Source organism: Pseudoclavibacter sp. 8L, from assembly GCF_902506465.1.
Lineage (GTDB): Bacteria > Actinomycetota > Actinomycetes > Actinomycetales > Microbacteriaceae > Pseudoclavibacter.
On the sequence record NZ_LR733185.1, the window covers coordinates 751,271 to 764,438 of the forward strand.

The following is a 13,168-nucleotide window of genomic DNA, read 5'->3' on the forward strand; positions in this document are numbered from 1 at the left end:
TTTGAGGGACCTCGAATTCTGCCAGCGCTGCCACGCTTCGAGATCTTCTGGAATGTTCAGTCCCACAACGCCTCCAGGGCTCGAGCGCGGTGCTCGAGGGTGTGCTCGGCCAACGTCCGTCTACGAGCTGCCTCACGCACCTGATCGGCCCATGCAGGCTCGCGCTGCGCGCGACGCGCCGCGTCCACGATCTCCTCGACGCTCTCGAACACCAGCACCTCCTTGCCGACCTCGTAGAACTCGCTCACCTCGGGCCTGTCGACGAGTTCGAGCCCGCCGACACCGGCGGCCTCGAAAGTTCGCATCGTGAAGCCGTCCTGATTCGCGTGCACGTTCAACGTCGCGAGGCTTCCCGCCATCACGCCGTACGCCGCGCCTCGCGACAGGTCTCCGCTGGCAGGCACGCCTGCCGCGCGGAAGCGTCGCGTCCTCACGACGTCGGAGAGCCTCCGTGACCAGTCGCGGCCGTACGCGCGCACGGGAACCCCAGAGCCCTGGATGCCTCGCACCAGCTGCTCGCGATTCGGGTAGCGGGCACCGACCAACGTCACAGCCGGCACCTCGACGCGCACGAACGACTGGCTCGAGTCGAAGCCGAGGGGAACGAAGACTGCATCCGCGCCGTGTTCCCGAAGGAGGCGCACGTCGCCGTGGCTGTAGCTCGCGATGCGACCAGTCGACGCCAGGAACTCCGGGGTGTACCTGGTCCTGCGGATCTCGTCGTACAGCCAGATGACGGATGGCACCGACTCCGCGCTCAGCGCGTCCCACCAGGCTTCTCCGAGCTGGTCGCCCTTGATGACGAGGACCGCATCGAAGCTCTCTCCGCGCAACTGCTCCACGGCGCGCAGGGTGGCCTTCTCTGCCGCGGCACGAGACCGCAACGACTCCGGGAGGTCATGGAGCAGCTTGTTCTGAACCCGATCGGCGAACGTCGTGTGGCTGTCGTACCGGTGCACCCTCACCGAGTAGCCGATCGACTCGAACGCCGAGGCAACCGCCTTCCAGTACCCATGGAAGTCGGGACTCACGATGAGCAGGCGCTTCAGCATGCGCCAGCTCTCCCGCAACCCGCACTCGCACGGCGCATGCGTGACATGTCCACGTTCATTCCCTCGAGGTCAGGTCGTCTGCAGACGGGGGGTCCGTGCGATCGCGTCGATGCCCGGGAGGATGGTCGCCAGGAGGGCATCGATCTCGGCAACTGCCTGCTTGGCCACCGCGGGGCCGCGGCCGTACGGGTCCGCGAAGTCGAGGTCGCCGCCCGGCGGGGTCTTGACATGCGCGAGGAAGGGCAGCGGCGCCGCGCGCCGCGGGATGGTCTCGAGCAGCCGTGCCGCGCTGCGGATCGTGAACGTGTTTCGAACGGCCTTGGGCGATTCGCTGAGCATCCACGATCGGTGGGCACCCTCGAATGCGAGCACCAGGTCCGCGTCCTTCAGCATGGAGACGTCGACCTGCCGCGCCACGTGGGGCGTCGGCTCGACGCCCCGATCACGGACGGCCGCCGAGATGGTCGGGTCGATGTCTTCGCCGACGAGAGCGCGGACGCCCGCGCTCGACACCTGCCAGTCGCTCTCGGGCCCGAGCTGGGCACGCGCGAGGAACTCGGCCGCGGCCGAGCGCGCGATGTTCGCGTGGCAGACGAAGAGCAGGCTCGGCACTAAGCGCCTCTGCGCGATCGACGGCTCTGAGGCTGTTCGGTCGCAACGGCGGTCGGAGCCGAGGCCTGGACGGGGGCTGCCTGCGCCTGCTCGGGAACAGCCTGCCCGGTGGCCGGCTGGGACGGGCGGGACGGCGAGAGCGACTCCCGCTGCGGTGCGACCACGTCAGGCTGGGCGCCGAAGTGCTCCGAGGGGTCGGTGTGTCCCTTGACCGCCTTGAACTTCGGCATGCCCTTCTTGTCTGCCGTGACGTAGTAGCTGCGGTTGCGGCGGTACTCGTAGCCGTCTGCACTGTCGCGCGGGGGCACCATGTTGAGCACCGTTCCGAGCATGCGGCTGTGCACCTGCTTGAGCATGTCGCGCGCAGCCGCCACGTCCTCGCGGCGGGTCCGACCCGCGGAGGCGACCAGCACAACGCCGTCGACGCGCGTGGACAGCACGGCGGCGTCGGTGACGGGCAGCAGCGGGGGCGCGTCGATGACGACGATGTAGTCCTTGGAGAGCAGGCTCACGATGGATTTCATGGCCTCCGAGCCGAGCATCTCCGACGGGTTCGGGGGGATGCGTCCGGACGGCAGCACATAGAGCCCAGGGATCTTGGAGCCGACGAGCGCATCCTCGAGCGACACCTGGCCGCTGAGCACCTCGCTCAGGCCGATCTTGCCGTCGATGCCGAGGACAGTCGCGACCGTCGGACGGCGAAGGTCCGCGTCGATGAGGATCGTCGGCGTGTTCGATTGCGCCAGGACCTGCGCGAGCGAGGTCGCGACGGTCGACTTGCCCTCACCCGCGTTGGCGCTCGTCACGACGATGGAGCGGATCTCCTCATCGACGCTGGCGAAGCGGAGGTTCGTGCGGAGTCGCCTGAAGGACTCGGCGGCGATGGCGTCGGCGTCGTTCGTGCCGCGGTTCTTTCCCATCAGCTGCGGCGACTTCGGGATGCGGCCGAGCGTTCCCGCGCCGGAGGCCGTTGCGAGGTCCTTCGAGTCGCGGACCTTCACGTCGAGCGAGCGACGGAGAAGCGCGAAGGCGTAGGCGAGCACGAGGCCGATGGCACCGCCGATGATGAGGTTGTTGCGGAGGTTGGGGCTGACCGGTGACGTGGGCTCGACGGCGTTCTGCAGGGGAACGACGGTGACTCCGGAGGCTCCGCCGCCGACCTGCGTCTCGATCTCCGTGATGACGTCGGCCATCGCCTGCAGTGCCCCGTTGGCAAGCGCGACCGCCGATGAGGGCGTGCTGGCACTGGCGCTGACCTGGATGAGGTTGCTGCTTGGGGCAACCGTCGCGGAGAGGCGACCGTTCAGGGTTTCGCCCGCGGCGAGTCCGGAGTTGGGGTTCTCAGCGATCTTGTTGTAGACGGGCTGGCTCGTGATGAGGGGGAGGTACGAGTTCGCCTTGGCGATCGCCGCCTCCGAGCCGTTGATGTATCCGAGTTCTGCGGAGCCACCGGCGATGACAAATCCGGCGGAGTCGGCTTCGTACACCTTGGGCTGGATCTGCGTGTAGCCGAAGGCGGCCAGCAGCCCGATGATGACTCCGACAGCGAGGATCTTCCAGCTCTTGCCGGTGAGACGCAAGAAATCGAGTACCGTCACAGCGCGTACGCCTCTCCTAGACACAACATTCCGCGCACGGGAATAAGACCCGGGCGCGAGGACAACTCACAGTAACAACTGGATGCACCGAACGCCATCCGCTGGCCGTTCATGCGGTCCAGGGATGCGACCTCGCGCGACACGCGCATGTCACTTCCCCCCGCGTCGCGTGGCCGCTTCGTCGACGAGCTCGCGCAGACGCTGCGCGAACGCCTGTTCCGAGAATCCGTGGGCGTGGGTCTTGATGGCCGCGACGTCCCAGACCTGGAAGCGAGAGGCCGCGACGGCGTCCGCGATCGCGGCGGCGGTCGGCACATCGAAGAACCGTCCTGTGGCCCCCTCGCGCACCGTGTCGAGGTACCCGCCGGCTCGGAGGGCGATGCTGGGCTTGCCCCACGCTGCCGCCTCGATCACGGTCAGTCCGAAGTCTTCATGCGAGGGCGCGATCAGCGCACGGCTCCTGGCGTAGAGCCAGCGAAGGTGCTCGTCGCTGATGCCAGAGACGAGGCGGACGTTGTCGGGCAGCGTCGCCGACAGCTCAGCCCGCTGGGGACCGTCGCCCACGATGACGAGGCGCTCGTTCGGCAGGCCAGCCACGGCTCGAATCGCGGCGTCAACGTTCTTGTAGGGAAGCAGGCGCGACACGAGCAGGAGGTGTCCACCGCCGCCGACGAAGTCAGCGAGCTCTGGCATGGCACTTCGCGGCCCGCTGATATCAACGCTGTGCGGCGGGAACAGCAGCTCGGACGAACGCCCGTACACATCCGAGACTCGCTGCTGCACGATGGACGAGTTCGTGATGTAGGTGTCGACGCTGGCGGCTGCCTTCTGATCCCAGCGCTTGAGGAACGGCGTGAGCACGCGCAGGCCCATACGCGTGGGTGAGAGACGGCCGGCGTCTCCCAGGTACTGGTCGCTCAGGTAGAGATAGCGGGCCGGGGAATGGCAGTACGCGATCGTTCGTCCGGTAGTTCGAAAGCCGTGCGCCCACCCGGTCGTCGATGCGATCACGACATCAGCGTCGATGTGAATGCCCGAACTCGCGGCCGCCAGCAGCGGCAGCGCCTTGCGGTGGTCTCTCCGGAGCGGCCCGACCCTGTTCAGCGGCGACGTGACGATGTCGATATCGCGGAACTCGGGAAACGTCGTCTCCGGCTCGTAGAGCGTCGTGAAGACCTGCGCCTCGGGAAACGCTCGACTGAGGGAGAGCACAACACGTTCGGCGCCTCCGCGCTGCGTGATGTAGTCGTGGGCGATTGCGACGCGGGGACGCGGGGAGCCAGTCGCGCGCATTCCACCACCTCGGTTTTCGTTCATGGGCCACCAACGGGAGGTGAAATGCAGATTCCCCGAAAGCGGGTCCTGCAATTCCAGAAACCCGGCTCCCTACATTCTATGTAGGCAGGCTAAGCCCTGTGTCCGAGGAGCAGGGATCCCGCAGAACGACTCCCCCCTGAAACCGCTCTGCAGCGACGCTGTTGGCCAGCACCAGCAAACACCGTAGCATCGGAACGTGACAGAGCATTCTCCGTTGGCAGGGGCCAGCAGCAAAACTCCGGACTTCGTTCGAGATTCCATCTTTGCCGTCGGCAGCACCCGCATCATCGATGCCGTGCTGATGATGTTCTTCGTCGTCCGCATCGCGACACCCGGCATCGGATTGCCCGTGAACGACATCGCCGGGCTCCTCCTCGTCGCCGTCGCCGCCTTCCGCCGGCCCACCAGGCAGCTCAGCGGCACGACCTGGTTCGCGGCGATCAGCGTCCTCCTCGTCACGTTCCTCGCCATCGTGGCAATCGCGACGGGCCCGACTCAAGCAGACATCACTCGCCTCGGACGAATCCTCATCATGCTCTTCCTGGCCGGCTTCATCGCCAGCGGACGCATCGACATCGTCTCGGGACTCAAGGGTTTCTCGGTCGGGCTGCTCGCCAACATACCGCTCTTCTACGCGGGGCTCGCCCCGGATACCTACGGCGGTCTCCTGACGGGGTTCCTCAATGACAAGAACGTCGCGGGATTCACGTACGCGATCCTGACGGTGCTCCTCTTCCTGATCTACCGGCGCCTCTGGACCCGGATCGTTCTCACCGGCCTCGGCTTGGGGGCGGTCGTGCTGACCGACTCGCGAACCTCCATGGCCGCCCTGGCCGCGGCTCTCATCTGGCTGGTCTGCGCGCGCTTCCTTGGCCCGTTCTTCCGCATCATCCTCGCCGGAGTGCTGCTCGGCGGGTTCTTCTACGCGGAGGACAACCTCTCGCAGGTCGGCGCTTACGCCGCACGGTCCGGATCAGACGAGCTGCGGGAGCGAATCGACGCCGCATCGCTCGAGAAGACGCTGGCTGCGCCCTGGTACGGCCACGGACTGGGAGAAGCGACCACCGAACTCGCCGGAGATGTCTGGTTCTATCACAACTCCTACTGGGGGCTCATCACGGAGGGCGGCTACGCCTTCCTGCTCGCCATCCTCGCGCTCCTCGCGTTCGCTGGATTCCAGTTCCTGGGGAAGGGCAGGCAGACACCCGAAGCGCGCATCGTCGAGGCCGCGACCATCGTCATCCTGCTCTGCTCGTTCCGCCTGGGAGAGGTGTTCATCACCCTCCCGACCTTCATCGCCATCGGCATCGGCCTCGGCATCTACTCGCAGCGACACTCGGACTGGCTCGTCCGCCAGGCGGCAGCTGGTCCGGAGGTCGAAGGGGCGCTCTTCCCCATCCAGCAGCGCGTCAGCTAGGTCGCCGCACCCGGCAGCGTCCGGCAGCCCACGAGACGACGGAGCGCCCGACCCGCACGCAGCGGGTCGGGCGCTCTGCTTCCAGCACAGGGGGCCGAGCTGGAAGCGTCTGGGCCGGGGCGTCTCCCCAGACACGAGAACCGGCCCGTGCCGCGAATCGGCGGCCCGGTGCCCCAGGCGCCAGCAGCGCGACAACACGTCCATTGTGCTGCGGACACGGATGATGCTCACGCGAAGGGGAGCTTCTGGCGCGATTGGAGCACAAAACGGCCGACGACACCTCGCCACCGCAGTGCCGGTGATGGGTCAGACGGCGCCGAACCGCGGAATCGGCCACACGATGGAGAAGACTTCACCCACGACGTCGTCATCGCGGACAGTGCGCAGGCAGGATGCGTCCACTCCCCCGCCGCGGCACGCAGCGAGCGAATCGGACGAGTTGGTGCGGTTGTCGCCGAGGACCACGATCTGACCCTCGGGCACCGTGAACTCATCGAAGCAACGCAGAGAAGCCGGCGATGTGGAGCAGTCGAGCGTGCCTGGCACGAACTCGAAGTCGAGGTCGACGTAGGAGCTCTCGTCGAGCGCGGCGCCGTCCACGACGATGCCACCCGTCGCCGGGTCGACCGCCATGGTCTGTCCTCCGGTCGCGATGACGCGCTTCACGAGGATGTGCGAGAAGCCCTGGCCGATGCCGAAGACCTCACCCACCACGCGAGCAGCGAATCGCAGCGGATCGCTGGGAGCCTCCGGCGGCGCCTCGTCCCACGTGTCGGAGGCCGCGAACACGACGATGTCACCCGTGACCGGCTCGGCATCGCCGAGGTAGGCGAGGCGATTGACCAGGATGCGGTCGCCGACGGCGAGCGTGTCGTCCATCGAGGCGGACGGGATGGCGTACACCTTCACGAAGAACGCCTGCACGAGCGCGAGGACCGCGAACGCGGCGACAAGATGGAAGAGCGGATGCGACGTCACGCGTCGCAACCGTGAACGCGGTGCCCTTCTGACAGGGGCGTTCGCGAGGTCGTCGTCGCTCACTGACCCGCCGTATTGCCGACGACCGCGGCCTGCACCCGTTCGACGAGATTCGCCTCCACGAGACCTTCGAGGGCCACCTGCACCAGGTTGCGCGCATCCGGGACCTCACCGTACTGCTCGATGAGCGCTGCCGTGAGGGTCGTGAGGGTCGTCCAGTCGCCGAGGAGCTCCCAGAGGCCAGGCGCGATGCCGGCCAGCTGCCGGACGATGCGCGACTCGAGCGTGACCGCCTCGTTCGCGAACAGCAGCCAGTGGACGCCAGGAGCACGCCGGTAGGAGTCCTCTCGGACCGTGGCCGAGGGTGTCGTCGTGTCTGCCACGCTGTGACCAGATGTCCACGGTTGGACGTCGCCCTGAGCGGCGAGGATCTCGGGGACAAGCGCGACGACCTGCGAGGCCTCGGAGTACGTGACCCGGCGCACGCCGTCAGTGGCGTCGATGAGCTCGGCAAGCTGCACCAGCGGATCCGGCAGGGCCGGCAGGTAGCTGAGCTCCGGAACCATCGAGCCGATCGCGCTGCCCGTCGCGACGGGCGAGAGCTGCGGGCCGTCGACGAGCTCGTGCTCGTCGACGCGGTGCAGGAGGACGATCGCCGCGATCTTGAGCGGCGACTCCGGGAGGGGGCGCAGCCCGAGCTTCGCAGGTGAGAGCTGCGCCTTGGGCCGGGCCGAGTCCACGATGACCGAGAGCGGCTTGCGGTAGGGCAGGACGTTGCCGTCGAAGTCGACGGCGAGCGTCTCGTCCGTGACGTAGCCGAATTCGCGGCCGAGCGTCTTCGCGAGAGTTGTCTTGCCGCGGCCAGAAGGACCGACGAACGCGATGACTCGACCATCGTCGAGCGCGACCCCCGCCGCGTGGATCATCACCAGGCGACCGCCGTTGTGCTCGATCGCATCGAGGGTCACCATGGTCGAGATCTGCGAGGCCAGATCGGCGGCCGAACCGCTCACCACGTCGGTCGCTTCGGGTTCGCTGAAGGGAGCGAGCGCGAGACGATGTGATTCGTCAGGCTCACCTTCCCCGGGCTGGCCCGTCACGTCTGCCCAGGACTCCCGCAGATCCGCCTCGAACTCCGCCGAGATGCTCTCATCGAGGCGAAGCTCTACGTCTACGCCGAGGGGATTCAGGCGCAGTGTTCTCGTCATGCTGGCAACTGTACCAAGCAGGCTGAGCCCCAGACGGCTCAGGGGAGCACTCCCCATTCCTGCGCCTCGAGCTGTCACCCGACATGGAGGCTTCGAGAGCACCTTCGAGTCGGTCGGAAGGCGCCTTCCGGCGCCCTGGAAGTGCACGCCCACACACTCGCAGACCTCGATATGCTCGCTCTGGCGAGTTCTCTCGGCTCGCGACGCAGATCTAAGGACCTCAGTGACCGCAGCAGCCGCGTCCCCGGACGCCGCGACCATCGCCTTCTCGGTGAATGATGGGGTCGCGCTGTCGACGGCGCTCACGCAGCATGTTGCCCGCGAGCAGGGCATCCGGATGCTCGTCATCAAGGGGCCGATCTCAGCAGATCTCGGACTGCGCACGCGTCGCTACTCCACCGATGTCGACATCATCGTCGAGCCCGACCGTGCGAAGGACCTCATAGAAGCACTCCGGGCGTACGGGTGGAGCCCTCGCCCCTGGCCCGACTTCCCGAAGCTGCTCAAGCAGCACTCCCGCACCCTCATCCACGAGTCCTGGCCCAACGACATCGATGTGCATCACTACTGGCCAGGCTTCCTCGGCAGCCCGCAGGAGGCTTTTGATCGCCTGTGGGTGCACCGCATCCAGGTCACCGTGGCCGGCCACCCCATCGACACCCCCGATCGAGCGGGCAGCGCGCTCGTCCTCGCCCTGCATTCCCTCCGCGAGGAGGGCCAGGTCTCAGCGGATTCGCGTCAGATGACGGAGTACAGCGAGCTCGTCAGCGCCCTGAAGAAGATGGACAGCTCCGACACGGAGTTCATCTCGGACGCGCGCTCGACCGCCTCCCTCATGGAGCAGATCCTGCAGGACGCAGTCGGAACGGACTCCACGCAGACCGCGCGTCGTTTCCTCACGGACCTCGGACACGACGTCCCGCTTGTCCCCAACTCGAACGCGAGCGAGGCGCTGCGCCTGTGGCGCCTCAACGCGAAGGCAGAGCATGCGATGACCGGGTGGATGCTCAAGCTGCAGCGGGCTCCTCTCCTCGAGAAGCCGGGCATCGCGGCTCGCGCGTTCTTCCCGTCTCGCGCGGATCTCGCGGCTATCGACCCCGAATTGCGCAACGGCTCGATCAGCGTCGTCAGAGCCTGGTGGAAGCGCGCGAGTCGAGGACTGCACGGTCTTGTGCAGGCCAGGCGCGACCTGAGGGCGTTCGACAAGCGCTAGCGGCGCCGTTCGTCCAGCCCATGCCCGCCGCGCGTCGCAGCTGCTACGCGGAGGTGGGCGAGTCGAGGATCTGCAGCAGTTGGGCGTCCAGCAGCTGCGTTACGAAACCGAGCACCTGCTCGCCGATGACCTGCTCGTCGAGGCCGTAGTCGGCAGCGAGCTCCCGCACGATGAGCTCCAGCGAGCGGACGCCGTCGAACTCGTCCCAGATGACGGCCGCGGTCCCGCTCAGCACAAGCGGCTTGCAGCTCGTGTCGACGAGCGACAGCACGGTCACGTCTCCGCTTTCGTCGTCGCGGACAAGCGCCAGCTCAGGCACCGGGGCGATCACGGCCTCGAAGAGCTGCGCGCTCTCACGACGCTGATCACCTGTCCCCTGATCCATCCGGCCAGCCTACTGTTCGGCTGAGATCCGTCGCACGCAACAGACCGGCGCACGCAAAGAAGCAGCGGCGACCCATCTGATGGGTCGCCGCTGCTCGATGTGCGTGCTTCGTTCCTAGTAGGCGCCCTCGCTGGCGACGACCGCACGAGCAGTGCGGAAGAGGATGACGAAGTCGCCGGCCATTGACCAGTTCTCGACGTAGTAGAGGTCGAGGCGCACTGTCTCCTCCCAGGTCAGGTTGGAGCGGCCGCTCACCTGCCAGAGGCCCGTGATGCCGGGCTTGACCATGAAGCGACGGTGCACGTGGTCTTCGTACTGCTTGACCTCGCGGTCCAGCGGCGGGCGGGGGCCGACCAGCGACATGGAGCCGCCGAAGACATTGAACAGCTGCGGGAGCTCGTCGATCGAGTAGCGGCGGATGAACTTGCCGACCTTCGTGATGCGAGGGTCGTCCTTCATCTTGAAGAGGATGTCGTTGCCCGCGTCGCGGCGCTCGCTCTGCAGCTTCTTGAGCACCTCTTCGGCGTCGGCTCGCATGCTGCGGAACTTCCACATCGTGAAGCGACCACCGCTGTAGCCGACGCGTTCCTGCTTGAAGAACACGCCACCAGGTGAGGTGACGGCCACGGCGATCGCCGTTCCGACGAGGAGGGGCGAGAGCACGAGGATGAGGAGGCCGGAGACGAGGATGTCGAAGGCCCGCTTGAGGAGGAGCCCCATGCGCGTGAACTTCGGGGAGTCGACGTGCAAGAGCGGAAGGCCGGCGACCGGGCGCGTGACGATGCGCGGACCGCCCACGTCGAGCAGACCGGGCGCGACGATGAGGAAGTGGCGGTCAGGGTCGAGGTCCCAGCCGACTTCGCGCAGCCACTGCGTCGAGGTGACGTCGTTGCCTGCGATGACGACGGTGTCGGCGCCGATGGCGTCGAGGGAGCCAGCCAGGTCTTCCGGGTTGCCGCCGATGGGGACATCCGTTCCCGGCAGGAAGTCGGGAGAGTTGGGGTCGAGCTCGCCGCTCTTCCCGTCGATGAGGCACGCGCCGACGACGTTGTAGCCAGCGGCTTCACGACGCGAGAGGTCGCGGTTGAGGTCGAGCACCGAGTAGCGCGAGCCGACGAGCAGCACACGTGCCTGCAGGTTTCCACCCTTGCGCTGGCGGACGAGCCACTGGCGGCCGATCCAACGAGAGAGGAGAAGTGCGACGGTGCCGACAGGGAAGGCGATGAGCACGTAGCCACGTGCCAGCTCGAACGCCGAGAGGTAGGCGAAGATCGAGACGATTCCCGCGAGCATGAGCGAGGCGTTGAAGATGCCGCGGTACTCCTCGAACCCTGAGCCCAGGATGCGGTAGTCGCGGGTATCGAAGAGGGAGAGCATCCAGGCCCAGCCGACGACGATGACAGCCGAGACGAGCCAGTAGGACACTTCGCTGCTGATGAAGCCGCTGCCGCCGGCGGGAACGGCCGCGTTGCCGCCACCGAGCCAGACGAGCTGGGCTCCGACCATGACGACTGCCAGCACGGCGAGGTCGGTCAGGACGAGGAGCTGCGCGTACCCCTGGCGCCAGTTGGCGCGGCGCTTGATGTTTCGCTGGACGCGAGCGTTCGGATCTGAGGAGGTCTGCGCGAAGTGCGGTTCGACCGAGGGCACCGTGTCGCTGTCTCGCGAATCGTCAGTCGCGGTTGCGACTGGGATCTGCGAGGTAGCGGGCCCTGAGGTGGGTGGCGTCACGTGTGCTCCAATAAGAGATGAGTACTTCTTGGTGCGCAGACCGCGTCGGTTCCGGGAATGCGCTTCGGGTCTCCGCGGCCACTGGCCGCGCTCTGTATGGGCCTGTGGGCTCATCGTAGAGATCCTGGGTGCCAGCTGAGACTATCTCAACGTTCCCGCATAACGAAAGGGTCACCCAGGTATTTTTTCCGCATCTCTGGCGTGTTTTCCTGACCGAAACATACTTGTTGTGCATTCACGTTCGATTTCAGGGAAGCGAGACACCGCTCGGCCCGACTCGTGCTCGAAACTTGCGTCGTGTCATACTCGCCTGCATGGAGCAGACCCCAGGACAGGCTTCGTCGCGCCCACGAAGCGACGACGACGCCCTCACAGATCTCTTCGAGCACGAAGCCGATGGCGGTTCGAGCGGCACGCGCCGCGGAGCCCGCGAGGACGGCAAGAAGAAGCGTCGCGGGCCGAAGATCCTGTTGTGGACGCTTGTCGGCGTCCTGATCGTCGCAGTGGCAGGCGCCGGGATCATCTGGTGGAATGTGAACCAGGCCTTCGATGGCATCGAGAAGATCGACAATGCCCTCCCAGATGACTACGAGGGACGCCCAGAGCAGGTCGTCACCGAGGCGGGCTCGCCCATGAACATCCTTCTGCTCGGCAGTGACTCGCGTGTGAGCGGGAGCACGTCGATCATGACCGACCTCGGCAGCCGCAGCGACACGATGATGCTCGTGCACATCCCCGCCGATCGCAGCGACGTGCAGGTCATCTCCATCATGCGCGACAGCTGGCTCGCGATCCCCGGCCACGGCGAGGCGAAGATCAACGCCGCCCTCTCCTTCGGCGGCGTCCCGCTCGTCGTCCAGACCGTCGAGGGCCTGCTCGGACTCCGCATCGACCACGTCGGAGTGGTCGACTTCGATGGCTTCGCTGGCATCACGGACGCGCTCGGCGGCGTGACCATCAACAACGATGTCGCCTTCAACTCCTCGCACATGCAGGGCAAGACCTTCGAGGCGGGGCCCATCACGCTGACCGGCGATGAAGCGCTCGCCTTCGTGCGAGAGCGCTACGCCTTCACCGACGGCGACTACCAGCGCGTGCGCAACCAGCAGGCCTGGGTCAAGGCGGTGCTCGACAAGATGCTCACGGCGGAGACCCTGACGAACCCGGGCAAGGTGCAGGAGATCATCACGCAGTTCTCCCCCTATGTAGCAGTCGACAACACCTTCGACCTGCAGACCATGCTGAACCTCGGCCTCTCGATGCGCGATATCCGCGGGAGCAACGTCCGCAGCTTCACCCTGCCGACCAACGGCACCGGCATGGTCGGCGACCAGTCGGTCGTGTTCCTCGACACGGTCAGCATCGGGGAGCTCAAGAAGCACCTCGTGACCGACACCGTCAGCGAGTACCAGCCCACCGGGAGATAGCCAGACCGCTCCGCTTCTCCGCCCCGTGCATCCGACTGGATGCGCGGGGCGATTTGCGTCTCCGTATCCACGTATCGCTGAATCCACCCGAGTCTGCGAACACCTACATGTCCGAGGCACATGCTCGGGAGCGAAGCACGTCTCCGTCGCGAGGCCGAGCAGAAGTCCACGACAATCGCCAGAACATGGCATCTCCCGCCGAAAAGTGCGACGTATTTTCTGGTGATGCG

General features: G+C 66.5%; 11 protein-coding genes. 3 read left to right on the forward strand and 8 right to left on the reverse strand.

The genetic code is table 11. The annotated features are described in order from the left end of the window. Window positions 1–56: 56 nt before the first annotated feature. The 4 genes from GV007_RS03545 to GV007_RS03560 all read right to left on the reverse strand — a co-directional run bounded on the left by GV007_RS03545 (window position 57) and on the right by GV007_RS03560 (window position 4,555). The gene (locus GV007_RS03545; RefSeq protein ID WP_160071029.1) at window positions 57–1,052 is read right to left on the reverse strand and encodes a CgeB family protein; all 996 of its coding nucleotides are present in this window, start codon (window positions 1,050–1,052) and stop codon (window positions 57–59) included. 69 nt (window positions 1,053–1,121) lie between these two features. Continuing rightward, window positions 1,122–1,664, reverse strand: a complete 543-nt coding sequence (locus GV007_RS03550) for an arsenate reductase/protein-tyrosine-phosphatase family protein (protein WP_160071030.1) — start codon at window positions 1,662–1,664, stop codon at window positions 1,122–1,124. Continuing rightward, a complete protein-coding gene (locus GV007_RS03555) occupies window positions 1,664–3,262 on the reverse strand; it encodes a polysaccharide biosynthesis tyrosine autokinase (protein ID WP_160071031.1) in 1,599 nt (532 codons plus the stop codon). Before GV007_RS03555 ends, GV007_RS03550 begins: the two co-directional genes overlap by 1 nt. A 150-nt stretch (window positions 3,263–3,412) precedes the next feature. Then, window positions 3,413–4,555, reverse strand: coding sequence for a glycosyltransferase (locus GV007_RS03560; RefSeq protein WP_160071032.1), 1,143 nt, complete (start codon window positions 4,553–4,555; stop codon window positions 3,413–3,415). 220 nt (window positions 4,556–4,775) lie between these two features. On the opposite strand from GV007_RS03560, the gene GV007_RS03565 reads away from it, so the two are divergent. Then, on the forward strand, window positions 4,776–5,996 hold the full coding sequence (locus GV007_RS03565; RefSeq protein WP_160071033.1) for an O-antigen ligase family protein: 1,221 nt from the start codon (window positions 4,776–4,778) through the stop codon (window positions 5,994–5,996). A gap of 306 nt (window positions 5,997–6,302) precedes the next feature. On the opposite strand, the gene lepB is transcribed toward GV007_RS03565, so the two are convergent. Beyond that, complete coding sequence (gene lepB, locus GV007_RS03570) at window positions 6,303–6,974, reverse strand: signal peptidase I (RefSeq protein ID WP_160071034.1); 672 nt, start codon at window positions 6,972–6,974, stop codon at window positions 6,303–6,305. Window positions 6,975–7,033: 59 nt separating this feature from the next. Next, entirely contained in the window at window positions 7,034–8,182 is a 1,149-nt protein-coding gene (locus GV007_RS03575) for an ATP-binding protein (protein ID WP_160071035.1), read from the reverse strand. 223 nt (window positions 8,183–8,405) lie between these two features. Here GV007_RS03575 and GV007_RS03580 point away from each other — a divergent pair, with 223 nt between their 5' ends. Beyond that, a complete protein-coding gene (locus GV007_RS03580; protein ID WP_160071036.1) occupies window positions 8,406–9,395 on the forward strand; it encodes a nucleotidyltransferase family protein in 990 nt (329 codons plus the stop codon). A gap of 43 nt (window positions 9,396–9,438) precedes the next feature. Here GV007_RS03580 and GV007_RS03585 read toward each other — a convergent pair whose 3' ends face one another. Both GV007_RS03585 and GV007_RS03590 read right to left on the reverse strand, forming a co-directional pair. Then, window positions 9,439–9,780, reverse strand: a complete 342-nt coding sequence (locus tag GV007_RS03585) for a PqqD family protein (protein WP_160071037.1) — start codon at window positions 9,778–9,780, stop codon at window positions 9,439–9,441. Between the two features lie 114 nt (window positions 9,781–9,894). Next, window positions 9,895–11,511 carry a sugar transferase gene (locus GV007_RS03590; RefSeq protein WP_236558277.1) on the reverse strand — a complete coding sequence of 539 codons (1,617 nt, stop codon included), beginning with the start codon at window positions 11,509–11,511 and terminating at the stop codon, window positions 9,895–9,897. Between the two features lie 314 nt (window positions 11,512–11,825). Here GV007_RS03590 and GV007_RS03595 point away from each other — a divergent pair, with 314 nt between their 5' ends. Further along, the gene (locus tag GV007_RS03595; protein WP_160071039.1) at window positions 11,826–12,938 is read left to right on the forward strand and encodes an LCP family protein; all 1,113 of its coding nucleotides are present in this window, start codon (window positions 11,826–11,828) and stop codon (window positions 12,936–12,938) included. Window positions 12,939–13,168: the final 230 nt, after the last annotated feature.